The sequence below is a fragment of the Desulfopila aestuarii DSM 18488 genome (assembly GCF_900143695.1).
Lineage (GTDB): Bacteria > Desulfobacterota > Desulfobulbia > Desulfobulbales > Desulfocapsaceae > Desulfopila > Desulfopila aestuarii.
This window is the reverse complement of record NZ_FRFE01000042.1, coordinates 18974-34155: the sequence shown is the minus strand read 5'-3', so window position 1 is coordinate 34155 and position 15182 is coordinate 18974. Positions and strand designations below refer to the sequence as shown.

Annotated in this window: 21 protein-coding genes and 1 pseudogene; 16 read left to right on the top strand and 6 right to left on the bottom strand. The window is 45.8% G+C overall.

What is annotated here, in order from left to right:
• The 5 genes from tnpA to BUF15_RS23805 form a co-directional block, all read right to left on the bottom strand.
• A partial coding sequence (tnpA, locus tag BUF15_RS26935; protein ID WP_327021895.1) for an IS66 family insertion sequence element accessory protein TnpA occupies positions 1-254 on the bottom strand: 254 nt, incomplete at its 3' end.
• Positions 255-296: 42 nt separating this feature from the next.
• Positions 297-743 carry a hypothetical protein gene (locus BUF15_RS23825; RefSeq protein ID WP_073616518.1) on the bottom strand — a complete coding sequence of 149 codons (447 nt, stop codon included), beginning with the start codon at positions 741-743 and terminating at the stop codon, positions 297-299.
• A complete protein-coding gene (locus BUF15_RS23820; protein ID WP_073616504.1) occupies positions 743-1228 on the bottom strand; it encodes a hypothetical protein in 486 nt (161 codons plus the stop codon). The genes BUF15_RS23825 and BUF15_RS23820 overlap by 1 nt, the downstream gene beginning before the upstream one ends.
• Positions 1225-2400 (bottom strand): dsDNA nuclease domain-containing protein, encoded by a 1176-nt coding sequence (locus BUF15_RS23815; RefSeq protein ID WP_073616502.1) that lies wholly within the window; start codon positions 2398-2400, stop codon positions 1225-1227. Before BUF15_RS23815 ends, BUF15_RS23820 begins: the two co-directional genes overlap by 4 nt.
• Positions 2401-3100: 700 nt before the next feature.
• Positions 3101-3526, bottom strand: a complete 426-nt coding sequence (locus BUF15_RS23805; protein WP_073616498.1) for a helix-turn-helix domain-containing protein — start codon at positions 3524-3526, stop codon at positions 3101-3103.
• A 122-nt stretch (positions 3527-3648) separates the two neighbouring features.
• On the opposite strand from BUF15_RS23805, the gene BUF15_RS23800 reads away from it, so the two are divergent.
• From BUF15_RS23800 to BUF15_RS28505, 12 genes and pseudogenes are all read left to right on the top strand, one after another.
• Positions 3649-3936 (top strand): hypothetical protein, encoded by a 288-nt coding sequence (locus BUF15_RS23800; RefSeq protein WP_073616496.1) that lies wholly within the window; start codon positions 3649-3651, stop codon positions 3934-3936.
• Positions 3937-4080: 144 nt separating this feature from the next.
• Positions 4081-4599, top strand: coding sequence for a phage regulatory CII family protein (locus BUF15_RS23795; protein WP_073616494.1), 519 nt, complete (start codon positions 4081-4083; stop codon positions 4597-4599).
• A 4-nt stretch (positions 4600-4603) separates the two neighbouring features.
• Entirely contained in the window at positions 4604-4792 is a 189-nt protein-coding gene (locus BUF15_RS23790) for a hypothetical protein (RefSeq protein ID WP_073616492.1), read from the top strand.
• Between the two features lie 2 nt (positions 4793-4794).
• Positions 4795-5094: a hypothetical protein gene (locus tag BUF15_RS23785; protein WP_073616490.1), complete on the top strand. Its 300-nt coding sequence runs from the start codon at positions 4795-4797 to the stop codon at positions 5092-5094.
• 32 nt (positions 5095-5126) lie between these two features.
• Positions 5127-5342 carry a hypothetical protein gene (locus BUF15_RS23780; RefSeq protein WP_073616488.1) on the top strand — a complete coding sequence of 72 codons (216 nt, stop codon included), beginning with the start codon at positions 5127-5129 and terminating at the stop codon, positions 5340-5342.
• Between the two features lie 121 nt (positions 5343-5463).
• Entirely contained in the window at positions 5464-5760 is a 297-nt protein-coding gene (locus tag BUF15_RS23775; RefSeq protein ID WP_143170859.1) for a hypothetical protein, read from the top strand.
• 45 nt (positions 5761-5805) lie between these two features.
• Positions 5806-6687: a helix-turn-helix domain-containing protein gene (locus BUF15_RS23770; protein WP_073616484.1), complete on the top strand. Its 882-nt coding sequence runs from the start codon at positions 5806-5808 to the stop codon at positions 6685-6687.
• Entirely contained in the window at positions 6674-7021 is a 348-nt protein-coding gene (locus tag BUF15_RS23765) for a hypothetical protein (protein WP_073616482.1), read from the top strand. The genes BUF15_RS23770 and BUF15_RS23765 overlap by 14 nt, the downstream gene beginning before the upstream one ends.
• Positions 7012-7278 (top strand): annotated as a pseudogene (locus BUF15_RS28510) (hypothetical protein); the annotation flags it as partial. The gene BUF15_RS23765 and the pseudogene BUF15_RS28510, both read left to right, overlap by 10 nt.
• A gap of 4 nt (positions 7279-7282) precedes the next feature.
• Positions 7283-7957: a phage terminase small subunit P27 family gene (locus tag BUF15_RS23755; RefSeq protein WP_234981259.1), complete on the top strand. Its 675-nt coding sequence runs from the start codon at positions 7283-7285 to the stop codon at positions 7955-7957.
• 10 nt (positions 7958-7967) lie between these two features.
• The gene (locus BUF15_RS23750) at positions 7968-9620 is read left to right on the top strand and encodes a terminase large subunit (RefSeq protein ID WP_234981260.1); all 1653 of its coding nucleotides are present in this window, start codon (positions 7968-7970) and stop codon (positions 9618-9620) included.
• Positions 9617-9817 carry a helix-turn-helix domain-containing protein gene (locus tag BUF15_RS28505; protein WP_073616476.1) on the top strand — a complete coding sequence of 67 codons (201 nt, stop codon included), beginning with the start codon at positions 9617-9619 and terminating at the stop codon, positions 9815-9817. The genes BUF15_RS23750 and BUF15_RS28505 overlap by 4 nt, the downstream gene beginning before the upstream one ends.
• Before the next feature lie 112 nt (positions 9818-9929).
• Here BUF15_RS28505 and BUF15_RS23740 read toward each other — a convergent pair whose 3' ends face one another.
• Positions 9930-11465, bottom strand: a complete 1536-nt coding sequence (locus tag BUF15_RS23740; protein ID WP_073616474.1) for a hypothetical protein — start codon at positions 11463-11465, stop codon at positions 9930-9932.
• Between the two features lie 490 nt (positions 11466-11955).
• On the opposite strand from BUF15_RS23740, the gene BUF15_RS28165 reads away from it, so the two are divergent.
• From BUF15_RS28165 to BUF15_RS23720, 4 genes are all read left to right on the top strand, one after another.
• On the top strand, positions 11956-12090 hold the full coding sequence (locus tag BUF15_RS28165) for a hypothetical protein (RefSeq protein ID WP_268753223.1): 135 nt from the start codon (positions 11956-11958) through the stop codon (positions 12088-12090).
• A gap of 12 nt (positions 12091-12102) precedes the next feature.
• Complete coding sequence (locus BUF15_RS23735; RefSeq protein WP_073616472.1) at positions 12103-12426, top strand: terminase TerL endonuclease subunit; 324 nt, start codon at positions 12103-12105, stop codon at positions 12424-12426.
• Positions 12423-12623: a helix-turn-helix domain-containing protein gene (locus tag BUF15_RS28500; RefSeq protein WP_073616470.1), complete on the top strand. Its 201-nt coding sequence runs from the start codon at positions 12423-12425 to the stop codon at positions 12621-12623. Before BUF15_RS23735 ends, BUF15_RS28500 begins: the two co-directional genes overlap by 4 nt.
• 736 nt (positions 12624-13359) lie before the next feature.
• Positions 13360-14571 carry a hypothetical protein gene (locus tag BUF15_RS23720; RefSeq protein WP_143170858.1) on the top strand — a complete coding sequence of 404 codons (1212 nt, stop codon included), beginning with the start codon at positions 13360-13362 and terminating at the stop codon, positions 14569-14571.
• Positions 14572-15182 lie beyond the last annotated feature (611 nt).

Sequence of the window (15182 nt, the reverse complement as noted above, 5' to 3'; positions counted from 1 at the left end):
AACCGGACAGTATTGAAACCTGAACTCTGCTTTTCCTGGACCTGGGATTGTACCGCAAGAGGAAAAAAACGCGGTTGCGGTTCGTGAGAAACCTTCAATGAGCTCTTTCGACGCCAGTAACCAAATGTCGCCAAAGAGAGCATGTTCTCCCGGCAATATGATGATTGCGTCAGGCCGCTACTCTCCCATGAGCGGATGTGTTCCTGCCAATATTCCTGCTTGGCCGACCGATTCTTGCTATGCTCTGTTTTCATTGTGCCCTCCCGTGGTCTGGTTTGCCACAATGAAACAGATTGTTAACGATATGAAAAGATGGCGTTTGTTGAGCGCTTACACAAATACGCCTGAGTTTTTTGTCCTTGATTATTTAGCAAATCTATTGATTTGATATTTAATAATTCAAACAGATACAGTGAATAATCGCCTTCGCTGTAAAACTCTTGAATCATACCATCGGGTTCTGTGACTTTTATGTCAACTTCTTTACCCTTAATATAAGTACGTCTAATCTCATATTCTTTATCATTAATATCAATTACCAGTACAGCATAATTACAACGATTATAAATATCTTCTCTAAAAATACAAGGATAGCCTAAGCAGTAAGCGATGGTCTGAATTATGGGTGTTTTTCCACAACTTGTTGGCCCGTACAATTGTGTAATATGGGCACCGAAACACATAACATCAGTAAACCAACCATCTTTACCATTAGGAAATATCTGTAGGCTTTTGAGCTTCATCAAAGTACCGTTTTTAGTTTATTTGAAACACATATATTTCTGTATGCAATTCTGATTGCAGCTAGATTTTGAGACAACTCAGAGTCGGTATCCATTGCATACTTGACGACTCGTTTTCCCAAATCAGTAATACTCGCTCTACCTTTTCGGTTATTGATTTCTATCAGATTGGCACGCTCAAGAAAAGTAATAGCTTTAACTGTCCTCACTCTTAGGTTAGAAGACCACCCAATATGTTGTTTCGATTTTTTAAATGCAGGCATACTCAATTGAATACTTTCGCCAACAAGTTGCCCTATTTGAGAGACAATTGGTTTTCGCGTTGAACCAACCATTGTCAATATTATCAAACAAATTAGTGGTAACTGAAATAAAGCCTCATTGTCCAAAACTTCCGAATGACTCCGTTTAGGGATGGACGATAGATCCACAGGTATGACTATATCTTTGTTCGAAATTTTTGCAAAAAACTCTTTATAGTTCATGAAGACTTCACCCTTACTAATTCAGAAAAGAGACCCCCAATTAGGATTTCATGAGTTAAATCGTATTTCAAGTTGGAACTCTCAAGATCATTTAACAATTGATCCACAAAAGGTTGTAGCAAAGATATTCTTAAAGAATTGTAATGATTCAAGTGGGTTTCAAAAACATGTCGGACTCGATCTTTTATAGCTTTTAAATGGAGCTCATGTATCTCGTGCCTGCTGTTCATTGTCCAAATATCCCACCTAGCTTTACACTTTGAACAAAACTCGATTATATTTGGATCTGCATTAGCTTTCTCTAGAGATCTTTGAATAATTGAGATTGATTTGATAGCTTTATCATCGCCACTAGAAATTAAAAGATTATAAGCTTCCTTTGATATACTTAGTATCGACAGAAGGTCGTCAATAGAAACAGCTGCTTCAGACTCTATTGTAGCTGGAGTGATATTTTTTATAATTCCACTAGATTTTTTATTTATCAAATGAAGAAGCTTGATGAGTATTTCTTTTGCTTCTAAGTGACCAAGTTCAACCTCACTATACTTGAAAATTGATTTTTTTGCATATGAATCAAAATCATCATTATCCAATTTTACATATTGCACGTCTGTATGAAATTGAAGCTTTTTGAGCTGCTCTTTTATGCTCTCTTCCGACAAATCATCTTTTAACTCTTTACAAAAACATGCATTGAAAACAGCTAGTAGATCTTTGCTATGTTTATTTTCATATTTATTTGATTCTATATCATCTACTAAGGATTGCAGATTTTGATCTATATGGATATTGGTCTGGAATATTACGTTTTCACAAGCCTTCTCAAAAACAACAGTATGCAACAATAATTTACCGACAAAACTGCTTTTTATAGCATCGATTTTTTCATCACAATCTTGATTTCCTCTAGATTTCAAGCCCAAAAGGTCAAAAATTTTCCATTGATAGTTTACGGGGGATTTGGTTTTGACCTGATAAAAAATGTAAACAAAATCCGTTCCCTTCCGTTTCCTTACAACAAAATCATCATGGAGATCACAATAAACTCTGTCTATCTCCTTACCCTCCAGAATTTCAAGAGATGCAATTGCTGCTGAACGTATTTGAGCGCCGAATCTTGCTAGAGTATCTCGACCTGACTGCTCTCTAGGTTTTTTTGTACTCAACATATAAATATTCTCTCAAATTCGAATAAGTAACTCTAAAGTAATCAAAAAATAACTCATAAAATGAATAAATTGGGTCAGAGTAAAATTAATCCAACCTGAATTTATTTTTACTCTGACCCAATTTATTCCACTTCCTTTCCCCGCATGGCAATGATTGGGCCAGGTCCCTTTTTCCTTTTTGCCGATCAGGAATTTCTTAAACAATGTTCTACCATTTTATAGTCTATTCCCCATCTCTCGGTGCACATCTCATATGTTGCGTTCTTCGGTCTTCTGCTGATCTCGCTTCTCGCATGGGTTTGCGTGCGGATGCAATGTTCAGACATCTCATAGTCCGCTCGCCATTTTTCCTGGCATGCTTGGCTAATCTCGTCTATTGGGGCTCTTAGCACTGAGTGCATTGCTTTTGACTGTTTTTTTATGCAATGCATGACCATTTTGCTGTCACTACCCCATTTACTTCCGCAAAAGCTGTGGATGTCATAGAGTTCCACTCTTTTGTTTGGTGCTGCCTTTATCTCTGTAGAGCCATCGAAGGCAAGGAGGGCTAAGAGGAATAGAGCGATTAGGGTAGGAAATTGTTTCAAGATGAAGATTCTCCGTTGCGGTGATTACTGTTGTCACGGCCATTTGGCTGCCGGCCATCTATATCTTGTAATCTTTTGTTATTTAGACGGATACTCTGTAATCCGTTGTATTTTTATTTGTTGTTTACCGATTTACTTTCTGATGATGCAGCCAATATATTTGCCGAAGCCCGTTTTTTTAACCATTCCCTGAACTCCGGGTAGTCATGGGCGAATCTTGCCTTGGCTGCTTCCCAGTAGTCTATCCCGTCATCCTGTTCATTGATCCAGGCGGCCATCTCCTGCATGCTTTTGTTTGGAAGGTGGGCATGGACTGTTCCGTTTTTTGGTCTTTCTTTTTCTTCTCCGATCAGCCAAGCAATAGTGACGTTGCATGCGGAGCTAATTTTCACCAAATTTCCTAGGCCTGGCTCACTAGTACCTCGCAAATATTTCCTCAAGACACTTTCAGACACTCCACACATGATTCCAAAAGAGCGCAATGAACCATCTCCAATAAGCTCTTCCAGGCGCGTTATAAAGTTTTTTTCATATTTCATTACAGCTATATATATCCTAAAAGAAGCGCGCGCACAAAAAGACGTTGCAATGCGCACAATAGAGCGCTATATCTTTACGCAACAATGGTTAACAAAAAATCCACAACAACACGGAAGCCGACATGACCGCATCTGTCAAAAATCTCACTGATCCGGAAGAGATCATTCATGAGTTTCTGATCAAAGACAGCCGTTACGCCATTTCACGATTCGCGGATAACAGCGGCTTTTCCAGGCCCTATATATCGCAACACATTCACGGTCATCGGAAAAACCGTCAGCTGCTCCAGATGATGGCCGACCACCTAGGCTGCGGCATTTATGGTGTTATGCCCAACAAAAAGATGATCGGAAACTGTTTGCATAACAAGAGCGGCAATATGGCCGGAACTGGCCGAAGGAAGGAATAAAAATACCCGTCCCCCGAACGCAATTCGGGCGCTGTAGGTGGCACTACGTATCCTAGCCGAGGGGGGCGGGTTTCCGCAAGAAAAAACGGGTGGGTGGCACTTTGTATCTATCTGTAAACACAAGTCTGTTTAATGGAGGAAGTGGTGATTGCCAAGGATATGAAACTCCCCAGGTCGTATGAGGTGATGGCTGCGGTGCTGCAGCATGGCGACGCAGTGGAACTTGCGAGATTGCTTTCGTGCTCTCCGCAGTTGATCCGCTCGTGGTGTCGGGCCCCTGAAACTGAAGACGAATTCTCTACCGGTAAGTTCGGGCCACTTGATCGGCTGCGTACCATTATCGGCATGGTGCGTGAAGATGATGGCATACCTGATCGGGCCTATCCCATTGGCCGGTATGTGGCCGGGTTGCTCTGCGGGGTATTCGTGCCGATGCCGCAGGTGGCGGTCGAGCCGGATGCCCAGGTGATGCAACGAGTGTCTGAAGTGATGCTTGAGACGGGGGAAGCGATCGAGGCCACGAGGAAGGCATGGTTCGATAACACTCCCGGTGAGATCACCAATCGGGAGCGGTCGATCTGTGTTGCCGAGATCGATGATGCGATCGGATCGCTTGTGCAGTTGCGACGCTGGATCGAGTCGAAAGCGTTAATCAGCAGGTAAGGCAATGGCCCTGCAGGAACTCACCGATATCGATTACGCGATTCATATCCTCGATATGACCATTGCGGATCTGTATAAGCGCAAGGCGGCGCTTGAAGCGTTGCGGCCGAAACCGGCTGTTACGCCTGCCAAGAAAAAGAAGCTGCCTGACCCTCGTGTATTGCGCGGTGAGCGAAAGCCCAGGGATGAATAACCATGAACCGGGAGGGTGAGATGGGCAAGGCAATAGATCTGTTCGAGTCGGTGTTTGCTTCCGCTTCAGTTGGGGATAAGCGGAGCCGCGAATTTAAGGAAGGGGTGCGTGCTTCACTCGAGAATATGGAAGGTCTTGGAAAACTTGGCTACCGGATGCGTCGTTGTCCGTATACCGCCGGGACTGCATCTTTCGACGCCTGGTTTGCCGGGGTCCGTGAAGGAAAGAAGATGTGGTATGTGCGCCAGGCCATCGATCGGCGTAATGGGCGTAATAGCGCCGACGTATCTGCCAACAACTGAACAAAATCTGCATTGTCAAGCATGGAGGGCTGATGGTCATGGGTGTTTCAGTAGAGATCATCCTGGATGGGAAGCAATACACGACCGGCATCAAACCGGATATCACGGCAGGAGAGATGGAGCAGACGATTCATGACGCGGCACTGGCTGGGAAATTCCTTTCCCTTGGTATGGGGGAAAACTCTCTTTTGCTTCTGTCGCCGTCGGCCATCCAGCGTGCGGCGTTTTTCATCGAAGAGTGGGCGTGATCATGTTGAAGATTATCAGGTGAAGGTGAGGCTCTGGTCACTGCGGTGGCCTGAGCCTTTGGTGTTTTGGCTGGTAATGATCGGCTTTCGTCACCGGCTATTGAGCAAATGGGGTGAAGGTATGAGCGAAAGAACTGTGGTGACCTGTGTCTATTGCGGACATGAGTATCCTGAAGGAACACCTGCGGCAAAGCATGAATTGCTTACCGCACACATCAAGGTCTGTGAGAAGCATCCAATACGAAAGGCAGAGAAAAACATTGAGAAGCTGCGTTCTGCATTGGCAGGGTTGATCAATGTGGAGACACCTGAGGATCTTGATCGGCTGGAGAGCATTCTGCGTGTCACTCATGCGCCGGAATCGGACAAAATTGCAGCACTGAACGCAATAGACGCTTTACGGACGACTGCTGCTTGAAGGCATCGTCAGGCTTGGACTTTCTGGAAATGGAGCGATTTAAGGATGAGGACGATAAACCCATATAAACAATTTCAGGGAGCGTTCCTGCCAAACGCAATAATGGAGTGTCTGGAGTTGTCGCAGTCGGCCAAGCTGATGTGGGCCAGGCTGGCTCAGTATGCAGGAAAGGACGGGAGATGCTTTCCGTCAATCGAGCAGCTCGGGGACGATATCGGTTTGTCACGGTCAGCCGCACGCAAGGTGTTGGCTGAGTTGCAGGAGAAGGGATTTATCCTCGTTAAGCATGCCATCGGCAAAGATCGTCTTATGCATAAGACCAGCGAGTATTTTTTCCTCGAACATCCAGTGTTCCATGAAAGGAAAAAAGTGCACTCCGGAGAGCCCGAAATTGGACCGTCCGTAGAGTGTCAAAAAGTGCACTCCGGAGGGCCCGAAATTGGACCGTCCTTAGAGGGTCCAAAAATGGACCGTCCAATAGAAGAGAATCAGTTAAGAGAATCAGATAAAAATATATTGTGCGATTGCGATCACACTTCATTGCAGAAAACAACATCCAAGTCTGCACCGGTTGGTGCAGAGCGCACACAAAAGGCAGCCAATTTTTGTACCCAGTCGTTTGATGCATTCTGGGACGCCTTTGCCGATAAGCGAGGACGGACCCCGGCTTGGAATGCATGGCGGAAGATCAAGGGGCTCAACCGCGAGTTAGCCGGAAAGATCATTGCCGGTGCAAAGCGATACGCCGAACAACGACCTGTCATCCTTGCCCGTAACGGTACGCCGAAGATGGCGCAGGGATGGCTTAATGACAGACGATGGGAAGACGAAGGCGAAGCGATAGCGGCTACTGCCGGTCCGGTGATGAGCAAGGACCTCAACGACGCATTCGCGAGAGTTCTGGAGGGATGCGATGGACGCGTATGAACTGCTGAACAAAGACGAGATGACGATTCTCAAGAAGCATTACGAGCTGGTCAAGGACTGCACCAGCAAGGAACAGACAGAGAAGATGCTGAAGGCGTTGGGCTGGACTGAGAAGCAGAAGCGGTTCGTGCTCCGGCTTCATAACCGGTTGAGGTCGAATGGGTTGTTCATTGTCGGCCAGTATCCCTCTGGTTCGCTGCGGTTCGGTGTGAATGGCAAGTCTGTTTCCGCCATGATTATGGAGCTGTCGGACGAAGACTTCACGGCTTATCGCAAAGGATTGCTGAGGATTGAGAACGGCAGGATCTGCAGAACGGAGGCAGCATGCCGGTAAAGACAAAGGTTGTATGTCGTGGTTGCCGGACGTCGACGAGTAATGCCTCAGGCTATTGCGATGCGTGTCGTGATCAGGCTGGCACAAAGAGGAGAACCAAGAAGGGTGATCCGTTCTACTGGTCTCCTCAGTGGCTGAGGTTTCGGGATTGGTATCGAAAGAAGAGCCCGCTGTGTGAAGAGTGCAAGGCCGATGGCAAGCTAGTGCCGATGGATGTGGTCGACCATATCGTCGAGCTCAAGGATGGCGGCGCACCGTTGAGTGAAGACAACGTGCAGTCTCTTTGCAGTCATTGTCATTCAAAGAAAACGGCTCGGGCAAAGCGAGAAAGGGAGGGGCTATGTGAATCTCCACCAACTTCACCTGCTCAGCCGTTCGGCAGTCAAAATCTCCCGCTGGCAAAATTGGGGAGGGGGGGTATTGAGAAGGGAGGTAGTCATGAACAGGGGTAGAAAACCTGTCCCGGGTAAGATCCATCAACTGCACGGCACCTACCGTGACGATCGGCACGGTAAGGAGCTCCATGCCGAGACCATTCTACCGGATCCGCCGGAGCGGTTGCCGGAGATCGGCAAGATCGAATGGCGGCGCCTGGCTGCCGAGCTGCACAAGATCGGCATTATGTCGGCCCTGGATGTCACGGCCCTGGAGATGTACTGCACGGTTTTTGCGCGCTGGGTCGAGGCGGAGAAAGAGCTCCAGGAGGATCCCGGGCGCGGCATTATCTCCACCCCGAATGGCTATGCGGTGCAAGGGCCCTGGCTGCAGATCTCGAACAACTGCATCAAGCAGATGCAGAGTTTGTCGGCTGAGTTCGGTTTGACGCCTGCGACCAGGGCGCGGATCCGCTTCATCGAGAAGCAGCCGAAGCAGCTCGACCTCTTGGATCTGCTCGACGAGCTGAGCAAGGCAAAGGCCAAGGTCGCGAATGGATGAGGTGCATCCGATGCAATATGCCGAGGATGTGACAGCCGGCAGGATCGTGGTCTGCGAGTGGGTGCGGCTTGCAGTCGAGCGTCACCTTCATGACCTCGAACATGGTCATGAGCGCGGGCTATGGTTCGATGAGGAATCGGCCTGGAGGATCATCATTTTCTGCCAGGTCTGCAAGCACTACAAGGGCGAGTTTGCCGGGCAGCCGTTTGCTCCGGAGCCGTGGCAGATGTTTTTCTTGTGGGTGTTGTTCGGCTGGCGCCGCGAGGATGGTACCCGGCGGTTCCGGACCGCGTATCTCGAGATCGCCAGGAAGAACGGCAAGACCTTTCTCGGGGCTGTGATCGGTTTGTATCTGACCTATGCAGACGGTGAGGCTGGAGCCGAGGTCTATACGGTGGCGACCAAGCGGGACCAGGCCCGACTCTGCCATGGTGATGCGGTGCAGATCGTGAAAAACTCTGCGCCGCTACGTAAAATCTTCACCGTGCTCCGGGACAACCTGAGTGTGGATATCTCCGCCTCGAAGTTCGAGCCGGTCGGTCGTGACTCCGATTCGCTTGACGGCCTGAACGTCTCCGGCGCGATTATGGATGAGCTGCATGCCTGGAAGAATCGGGATCTGTGGAGTGTAATTGATACGGCTACCGGTGCTCGTCAGCAGCCGCTTATTGTTGCCATCACCACTGCTGGTTTCAATCGGCAGACGGTGTGCTGGGAACAGCATATCCACCTGAAGAAAGTTTTGGCCGGCCAGGTAGAGGACGACGCTTATTTCGGCCTGATCTTCTCCCTGGATGATGAGGCCGAGCTCGACAAGGAGGAGGCCTGGATCAAGGCCAATCCGAATCTCAATGTTTCGGTGAAGCTTGCCGATCTGCGGCACAAGGTTCTGCAGGCGAAGTCGATGCCGGCGCAGATGAATGCGATTCTTCGGCTGCGGTTCAATATCTGGACCCAGGCGGAAAAGCGATGGATCCACCCGGACAAATGGGCCACATGCGGCAAGGTGGAAGTGCGGGAACAGGACTTGGCAGGCCGCTCATGCTATGGCGGCCTCGACCTGTCGTCGACCACCGATATCTCATCGCTCATTCTGGTCTTTCCGCCGATCGAGGAGGATGAGCCGTATAAAGTGCTCTGCCGGTTCTGGATTCCTGAGGAGTGTATTGTCGAGCGTTCGCGCCGGGATCGGGTGCCCTATGATGCCTTCCTGAGGGCCGGCCTGGTGGTTGCAACTCCCGGGAACGTGATCGATTACTCCTGGATCACCAAGCAGATCTCGGACGATGCCGAGAAGTTCGAGCTGCAGGAAATAGCCTTCGACCGCTGGGGCGCTACGAAGGTGATCCAGGATATCGAGGAAATGAACCTGCAGGTGGTTCAGTTCGGCCAGGGCTTCGCCTCAATGTCACCGCCGATGAAAGAGCTCGAAAAACTGGTGATCAGTACTAAGATCGCTCACAGCGGTAACCTGGTGCTGGCCTGGATGGCAGACAATGTGGTCGCGGTCCAGGATCCGGCCGGCAACATCAAGCCGGACAAGTCAAAGTCAATTGAGAAGATAGACGGCATCGTCGCCTTGATTATGGGGCTTGATCGAGCTCTGCATGGTCAGATGCCTATGAAGTCTGTTTATGAAGAGAGGGGGCTGCGGGCAGTATGAGAAGCGATTATCTTGAGGTATCTGCCGTTGCAACAAGGCTGAATGTGTCGGCGCATACGGTATATAGACTCATCCAGCGGAATAAGCTGGAGTCGGTCAATGTTGGCAATAAAAAGGCTATAAGAGTACTTCGGTCATCACTTGAACGTTTCGAGGAAAACCGAAAAAGTCAAAGCTTGATATCTGTTATTTATTAAGATAGTTAGCAATAAGTTTGTCAAGCATTAACCTTGCGTTCAAGCCTAATTGGAATATAGTATCTGTAAAAGCCAATATGTTATCTGGAATGAAAAGATATTAGATCTTTTGTTAATATTGGCTTGAGTAATATTGAAATGCGTACCATGCTACTCCTATATAGGTCCAATAGTTTGGCCAAGTTTTCATTATGTATTCTTTTTCATCATCACCATAAGAAAAATAATGCCTGTCTGCTTGATATGAATAGAAATGATATATTGGATTGGTTCCAGGAATATTGCTCGAATAAACATAACAGGTAACGCCAACGTACTGCCAGTGCCATGGCCAAGTTTTCATTATATAATTTTTCTCGTCTTCATTTATAGTGTAATAATGATTTTCATTAGACGGGGCATAAAAATGATAAAGTGGTGTTGTTCCAGGTTTTGGATTCAAGAAGGCATACCAGACAGGAGCAACAAATTCCCAGTATTCAGACCAGTTGTCTATAATGTAGTTCGTTTCATCTTCATTACCAGTGAAATAATGGTTTTCATAAACAGGAGAGTAGAAATAATTAATTGCTTTCAGAACGTTGTCGGATATGAGCCATGCTGAAAAGCGCTCTAATGGGATATCGCCAGACAAATAAATAGCACCGTCAATTGTGGAAGATTCTGAGTAAGATGTATACAATAGAGGTTCTTTAGAATAAGTACCGATGGCTGTATAATTGATAGGAGTTAATTGCCCAGACCATGAATAATCAGTAACTGTATAGCCAGTAGAGATAGCATATGATCGATATGAAAAAGTTAACCCAATCGCTTCTCTTTCTTTTTCAGTATAATAAGCTTCATTAATAATTCCTTCATCATTTACGATAGGAATTCCTTCATCGCTCCAATCGGGAGAGAAGACATCACCTAATGGAAGCACGGCACGAATCAGATCATCCAGGTCATTTTTGGTTGCAAATCTGAAATTATTTTCTTTTGCCCACGACTTGATTTCATTATATGACCTGTCTAAAATGTTTGGGTTGTCAAGGTCTAGCCAAATTCTTGGATCGCCTTCAATTTGAAAACAATCAAGACCGTTAACTGTTGCCTCCACAATAGGCGAATTCAAAGGAACTCGCTCAATTTTATTAAATTTAATAAAACTGGAAACAGAACCTGCATTGCCGGATATCTCACCATAATCACTTTTGCTATCATCTAGATACATTTCTAATTCCAAGGTGGAGTACTCATCAACTCGTTGATATATTTCTACTCCTTCATCTAATAATTCATAGTGCCAATCCAGGTAGGTTGTTGTTCCTGTTGGAGTAACACAATATGTATCAATGAAACCAACCAGGAACGGTGCAATTACATACAAAGCATCATCGCCAAAATCAAATTCATGAGATCCGCTATCTATTGTCGATGCTATAGAGCCATCCATGTTGTATATATGCATGACAGTGCTTTCATCATCATAGGTTATGGTGAATAATTCATAACGTTTTCCTATGTCATAGCCTTCCCCAATATTGTCAGTTTTCTCAGACAATGTTCCGTAAATTGTTTCAGTGATGATTTTTGAGTTAGCATTGTTATGGTGATTAATGACAGATATAATGATCAATAGTAATGTTGTTTGAATGGCCTTCATAGTTCTTGCCTCCTTCTTACTTAAAATGAATCCAGTCACTGATTATTTTATGTTGATCAAATATGCTATCAAAAATTGCGTTTTCGTCTGCAATTCATTGATAATTAATTATTATTCTTCTGTGTGTGTTTGATTAGAGCGATACTCTTTATAGATAAGTCAGAATATCAGCATTAGGAGACTAGGAAAAACAACATGGCTACAGTTGTTAAGTTAATGTGGGCAGATTTAAATTCAAGTTGATTGCTTTTCTTGCTGTTAGCTGATTATGCTACTGCTGTCTCTGGCCTTTTTTTTGGGGTATTTTTAATATTATATGGCGTTAATGTGCGTGATAACAATGCCACAAAGTGGCAGCTGCATTCTGATTAACAAGTTGCGGAATGTTTAATATCAACAAGCTACTGTAAAATTTGTTGTATTTGATAGGTGCTTGCAAAGATATTTCGATATTTTTAATTCGTGCTATCTCGTCGGGATCGGGTATCGTATGACGCTTTTCTGCGGGCCGGGCTGGTGGGTGACCGCCACTCCCGGAAATGTGATCGATTACTCCTGGATCACCAAACAGATTTCAGATGATGCCGAAAAGCTCGAGCTGCAGGAGATCGCCTTCGACCGCTGAGGCGCTACGAAAGTGATCCAGGACATCGAGGAAATGAACCTGCAGGTGGTCCAGTTCGGCCAAGGCTTCGCCTCAATGTTACCGCCGATGAAAGAGCTCGAAAAGCTCGTGATCAGTGGCAAGCTGGCTCATGGTGGCAACTTGGTGCTAGCTTGGATGGCAGACAACGTGGTCGCGGTTCAGGATCCTGCCGGCAACATCAAACCGGACAAGTCAAAGTCAATTGAGAGAATAGACGGCATCGTCGCCCTGATCATGGGCCTTGATAGAGCCTTGCATGGTGAGATTCCTATGAAGAAATCAGTTTATGAAGAAAGGGGGCTGAGAGTCGTATGAAGGGCGAATATTTGGAAGTTTCCGCCGTCGCTATAAGGCTAAACGTATCCGCACATACGGTTTACAGGCTTATCCAGCGGAAGCAATTAGAGTCGGTCAATGTCGGTGACAAAAAGGCAATCAGGGTGCTCCGGCCCTCACTGGAACAATTTGAGAAAAATCGAAAAAGTGAAAGTATAGCGTCTGTCAGTTTTTAAGATAGTTTCTCACAGATTTGCCAAGGACTCTTTTAAGCCTAAGGCTGATACGGAAAAGATCTTGAACCTGCTTGTAGGCAGTATCGTGGTATTTCAGTCGCATTAACACAGAGAATTGATAGTATCGCCAGACTGTCTGTTAAACACAGTATGAAAATATTTTGCATTTCAAAAAAATAATATTGATTATGCTGAAGATCTTTGTACGCCTACATATCTGATATCGATCTTTTTTAGAGATGATAGATATGTTATTCATGTCCTAGCACGATATGTGCCACATAGTAGGATTGAACATTCTTTTAAATTGTCAATAATAGAACTATATGAGACATGCTTGCCAGCTGGAGCGGTAAGCCTTGGGGTGTTGAAATTTAATAGCCGGGCTTCCTGCTAGGAAGCCCGGCTTTTATAATGATACACCCGTTGTTATAGCCCTGAGATTCGTTATGGTCTTATAACACAATGCAATTCTATCGTATCAGTTCCTCTCCTAAGCAAAAAGGACATGGGAATGAACCGACAGAAAAAAAATGCAGTATTGGTAACTCGTTCTTTTCTTCGAGTAGTACCCTCTCTTGCTTCCCTTTCCTGGGGGCATCTTCACAGCAAAGATCTGCCATTGTACGGCCGGTTATCACGCGCACCTCCGAAATCCATTACACCATTCATCCTGACAAGCAAAAGTGGCTGAAAGGACATATAGAATTCATTCTCTGTTCTCGGGGGGGACGATATGAAAACACGTATATTGACAATTGGCCCATGTTTAGCAGCGATAGTGTTTTTATCTTTGTTCAACGTTGAATCGATCTCGGCAAAAGGTCCGGGAAATGGTGGAAAACCTGGTGGCGAGACAGCCGGAAACAATTTATCATTTCCGGTTATCTGGTCGGAGGGTGTAGCAAAAGCCCTGCCAGGCACTCCAGACATGGTTCCCAGCCTAGAAGGCGAATGGTGGTATCAATGGGGGACCAACGGAGAGGACCCGAACATAGTTCCTGCCAGTTGCCCTCATGATCCCGATGAGATTAACCCTAGCCTCAATCCCGAGTCATTGCCTTTGTGTAATGATGGGGTTCCTAATCAAGTTATTCATGATGATGAACATATTGCAGGAAAGATAGCAGCAGATAACCCCATGCCCCTCGCCAAAGCATATATTCAAAAAGATTATAATAATATCTGGCAGGCTGGCCACCAGGATTGGAGTGGAGCACAGGTTGATGTCGACTGGATTGACTGGGGAGACAACCTGGAATCCGTGGATTGGTATACTCGATCACAGGTCCGGATCGAAGTGGTACTTTTCAAGGATCTTTCGAGCCCAATGACAGAATATGAAATGCGACATGTGAGTGGTTGGGGGATTGACGAAGTCCATGGACTGGCAACGGAGCGTAATGGAGAAGTACTCACGAACCCAGGGAATAAAGCGACAGTATACTCACCTTGTGCACGGTTAACTATACAGAAGCTGCTCGTCCAGGATCTTAACGAATTACCTGATCTTACTTGGCAAGGAGAAGATATTGGATGGACGAGTGACGTTCCTGGCGTTATTAATACGCCCATATATAACATGGCCGTCTATGAGGGAGGTGACGGTCCAGGTTATTACTCGGCAGAGATTAACGTTAAGGGTCGTGTCATTTATGGCTATACCTGGAACGTCCGTAACTTAAACGATCCGATAGATGGAACTGCCGCCGGATATTACCGAATTACTTTCAGTCTTGATGAGACCTGTCCGACAGTAATCTGCAACACATCTCTCGGGAATGCATCTATTCTTCTACCTTTAGAAGAAGAAATGGAGATCGCAGCGTTATCGGTTGACACAGTCAGCACTGAGAGTGGTGGTGCGGAAGCTGTGCTAGATACGATAAATAATTTGACATATATTGACGTCCACATTCTCGAACAAACCGGAGGGGGGAGAAGGTAAAAATTAGGATCTCAAGTACACCCAACCCGTTTTTTTGTGGAAGCGTGGTTCATACACCGCAACAACATATCTCGCCAAATGATACTATAAAATCGTGACGCTCGCATATTCCGGGCCAGCGTCACGATTGAGGTAGGTTGAAAAAAGTGGATACCAAAGAATAGCCCTTTGCTTTATTCCCGAGTTTATCCCCGAGGGGATGCTCCGCCATTTACTCTTCGCTATGAAGGCCAATTAACATAGTCATCTCAATTGTATTCTAGGCGCAGCTCTCTGTTTCTTTTACCTGTCTGTTGTCTCTAGGAGCCAGAAATGGAGTGTAATCCGTTCCTTCTGACCGATCATTTATAGGTCTTCCGGCATTTTATGCGTTTTGACTGACCACTCAACAAAATGAAATGTTGTGTTTTCTTATTGATGTCTGTGTTGTGAAGTTCGTATCTTATAGAAAGATTATATCCTGAGGGATATAGCATATGAAAAAGGACCTGGAAACAGGTCAAGTTCGTCTGACACTGAACCCTATCTTTTTGTTGCAGTCTCAATTTTCTCAATTTGTGCAATTTTCTCAATTTTAGCAGTCCACCTTGTTGACCATTGCCTTTGTGGTA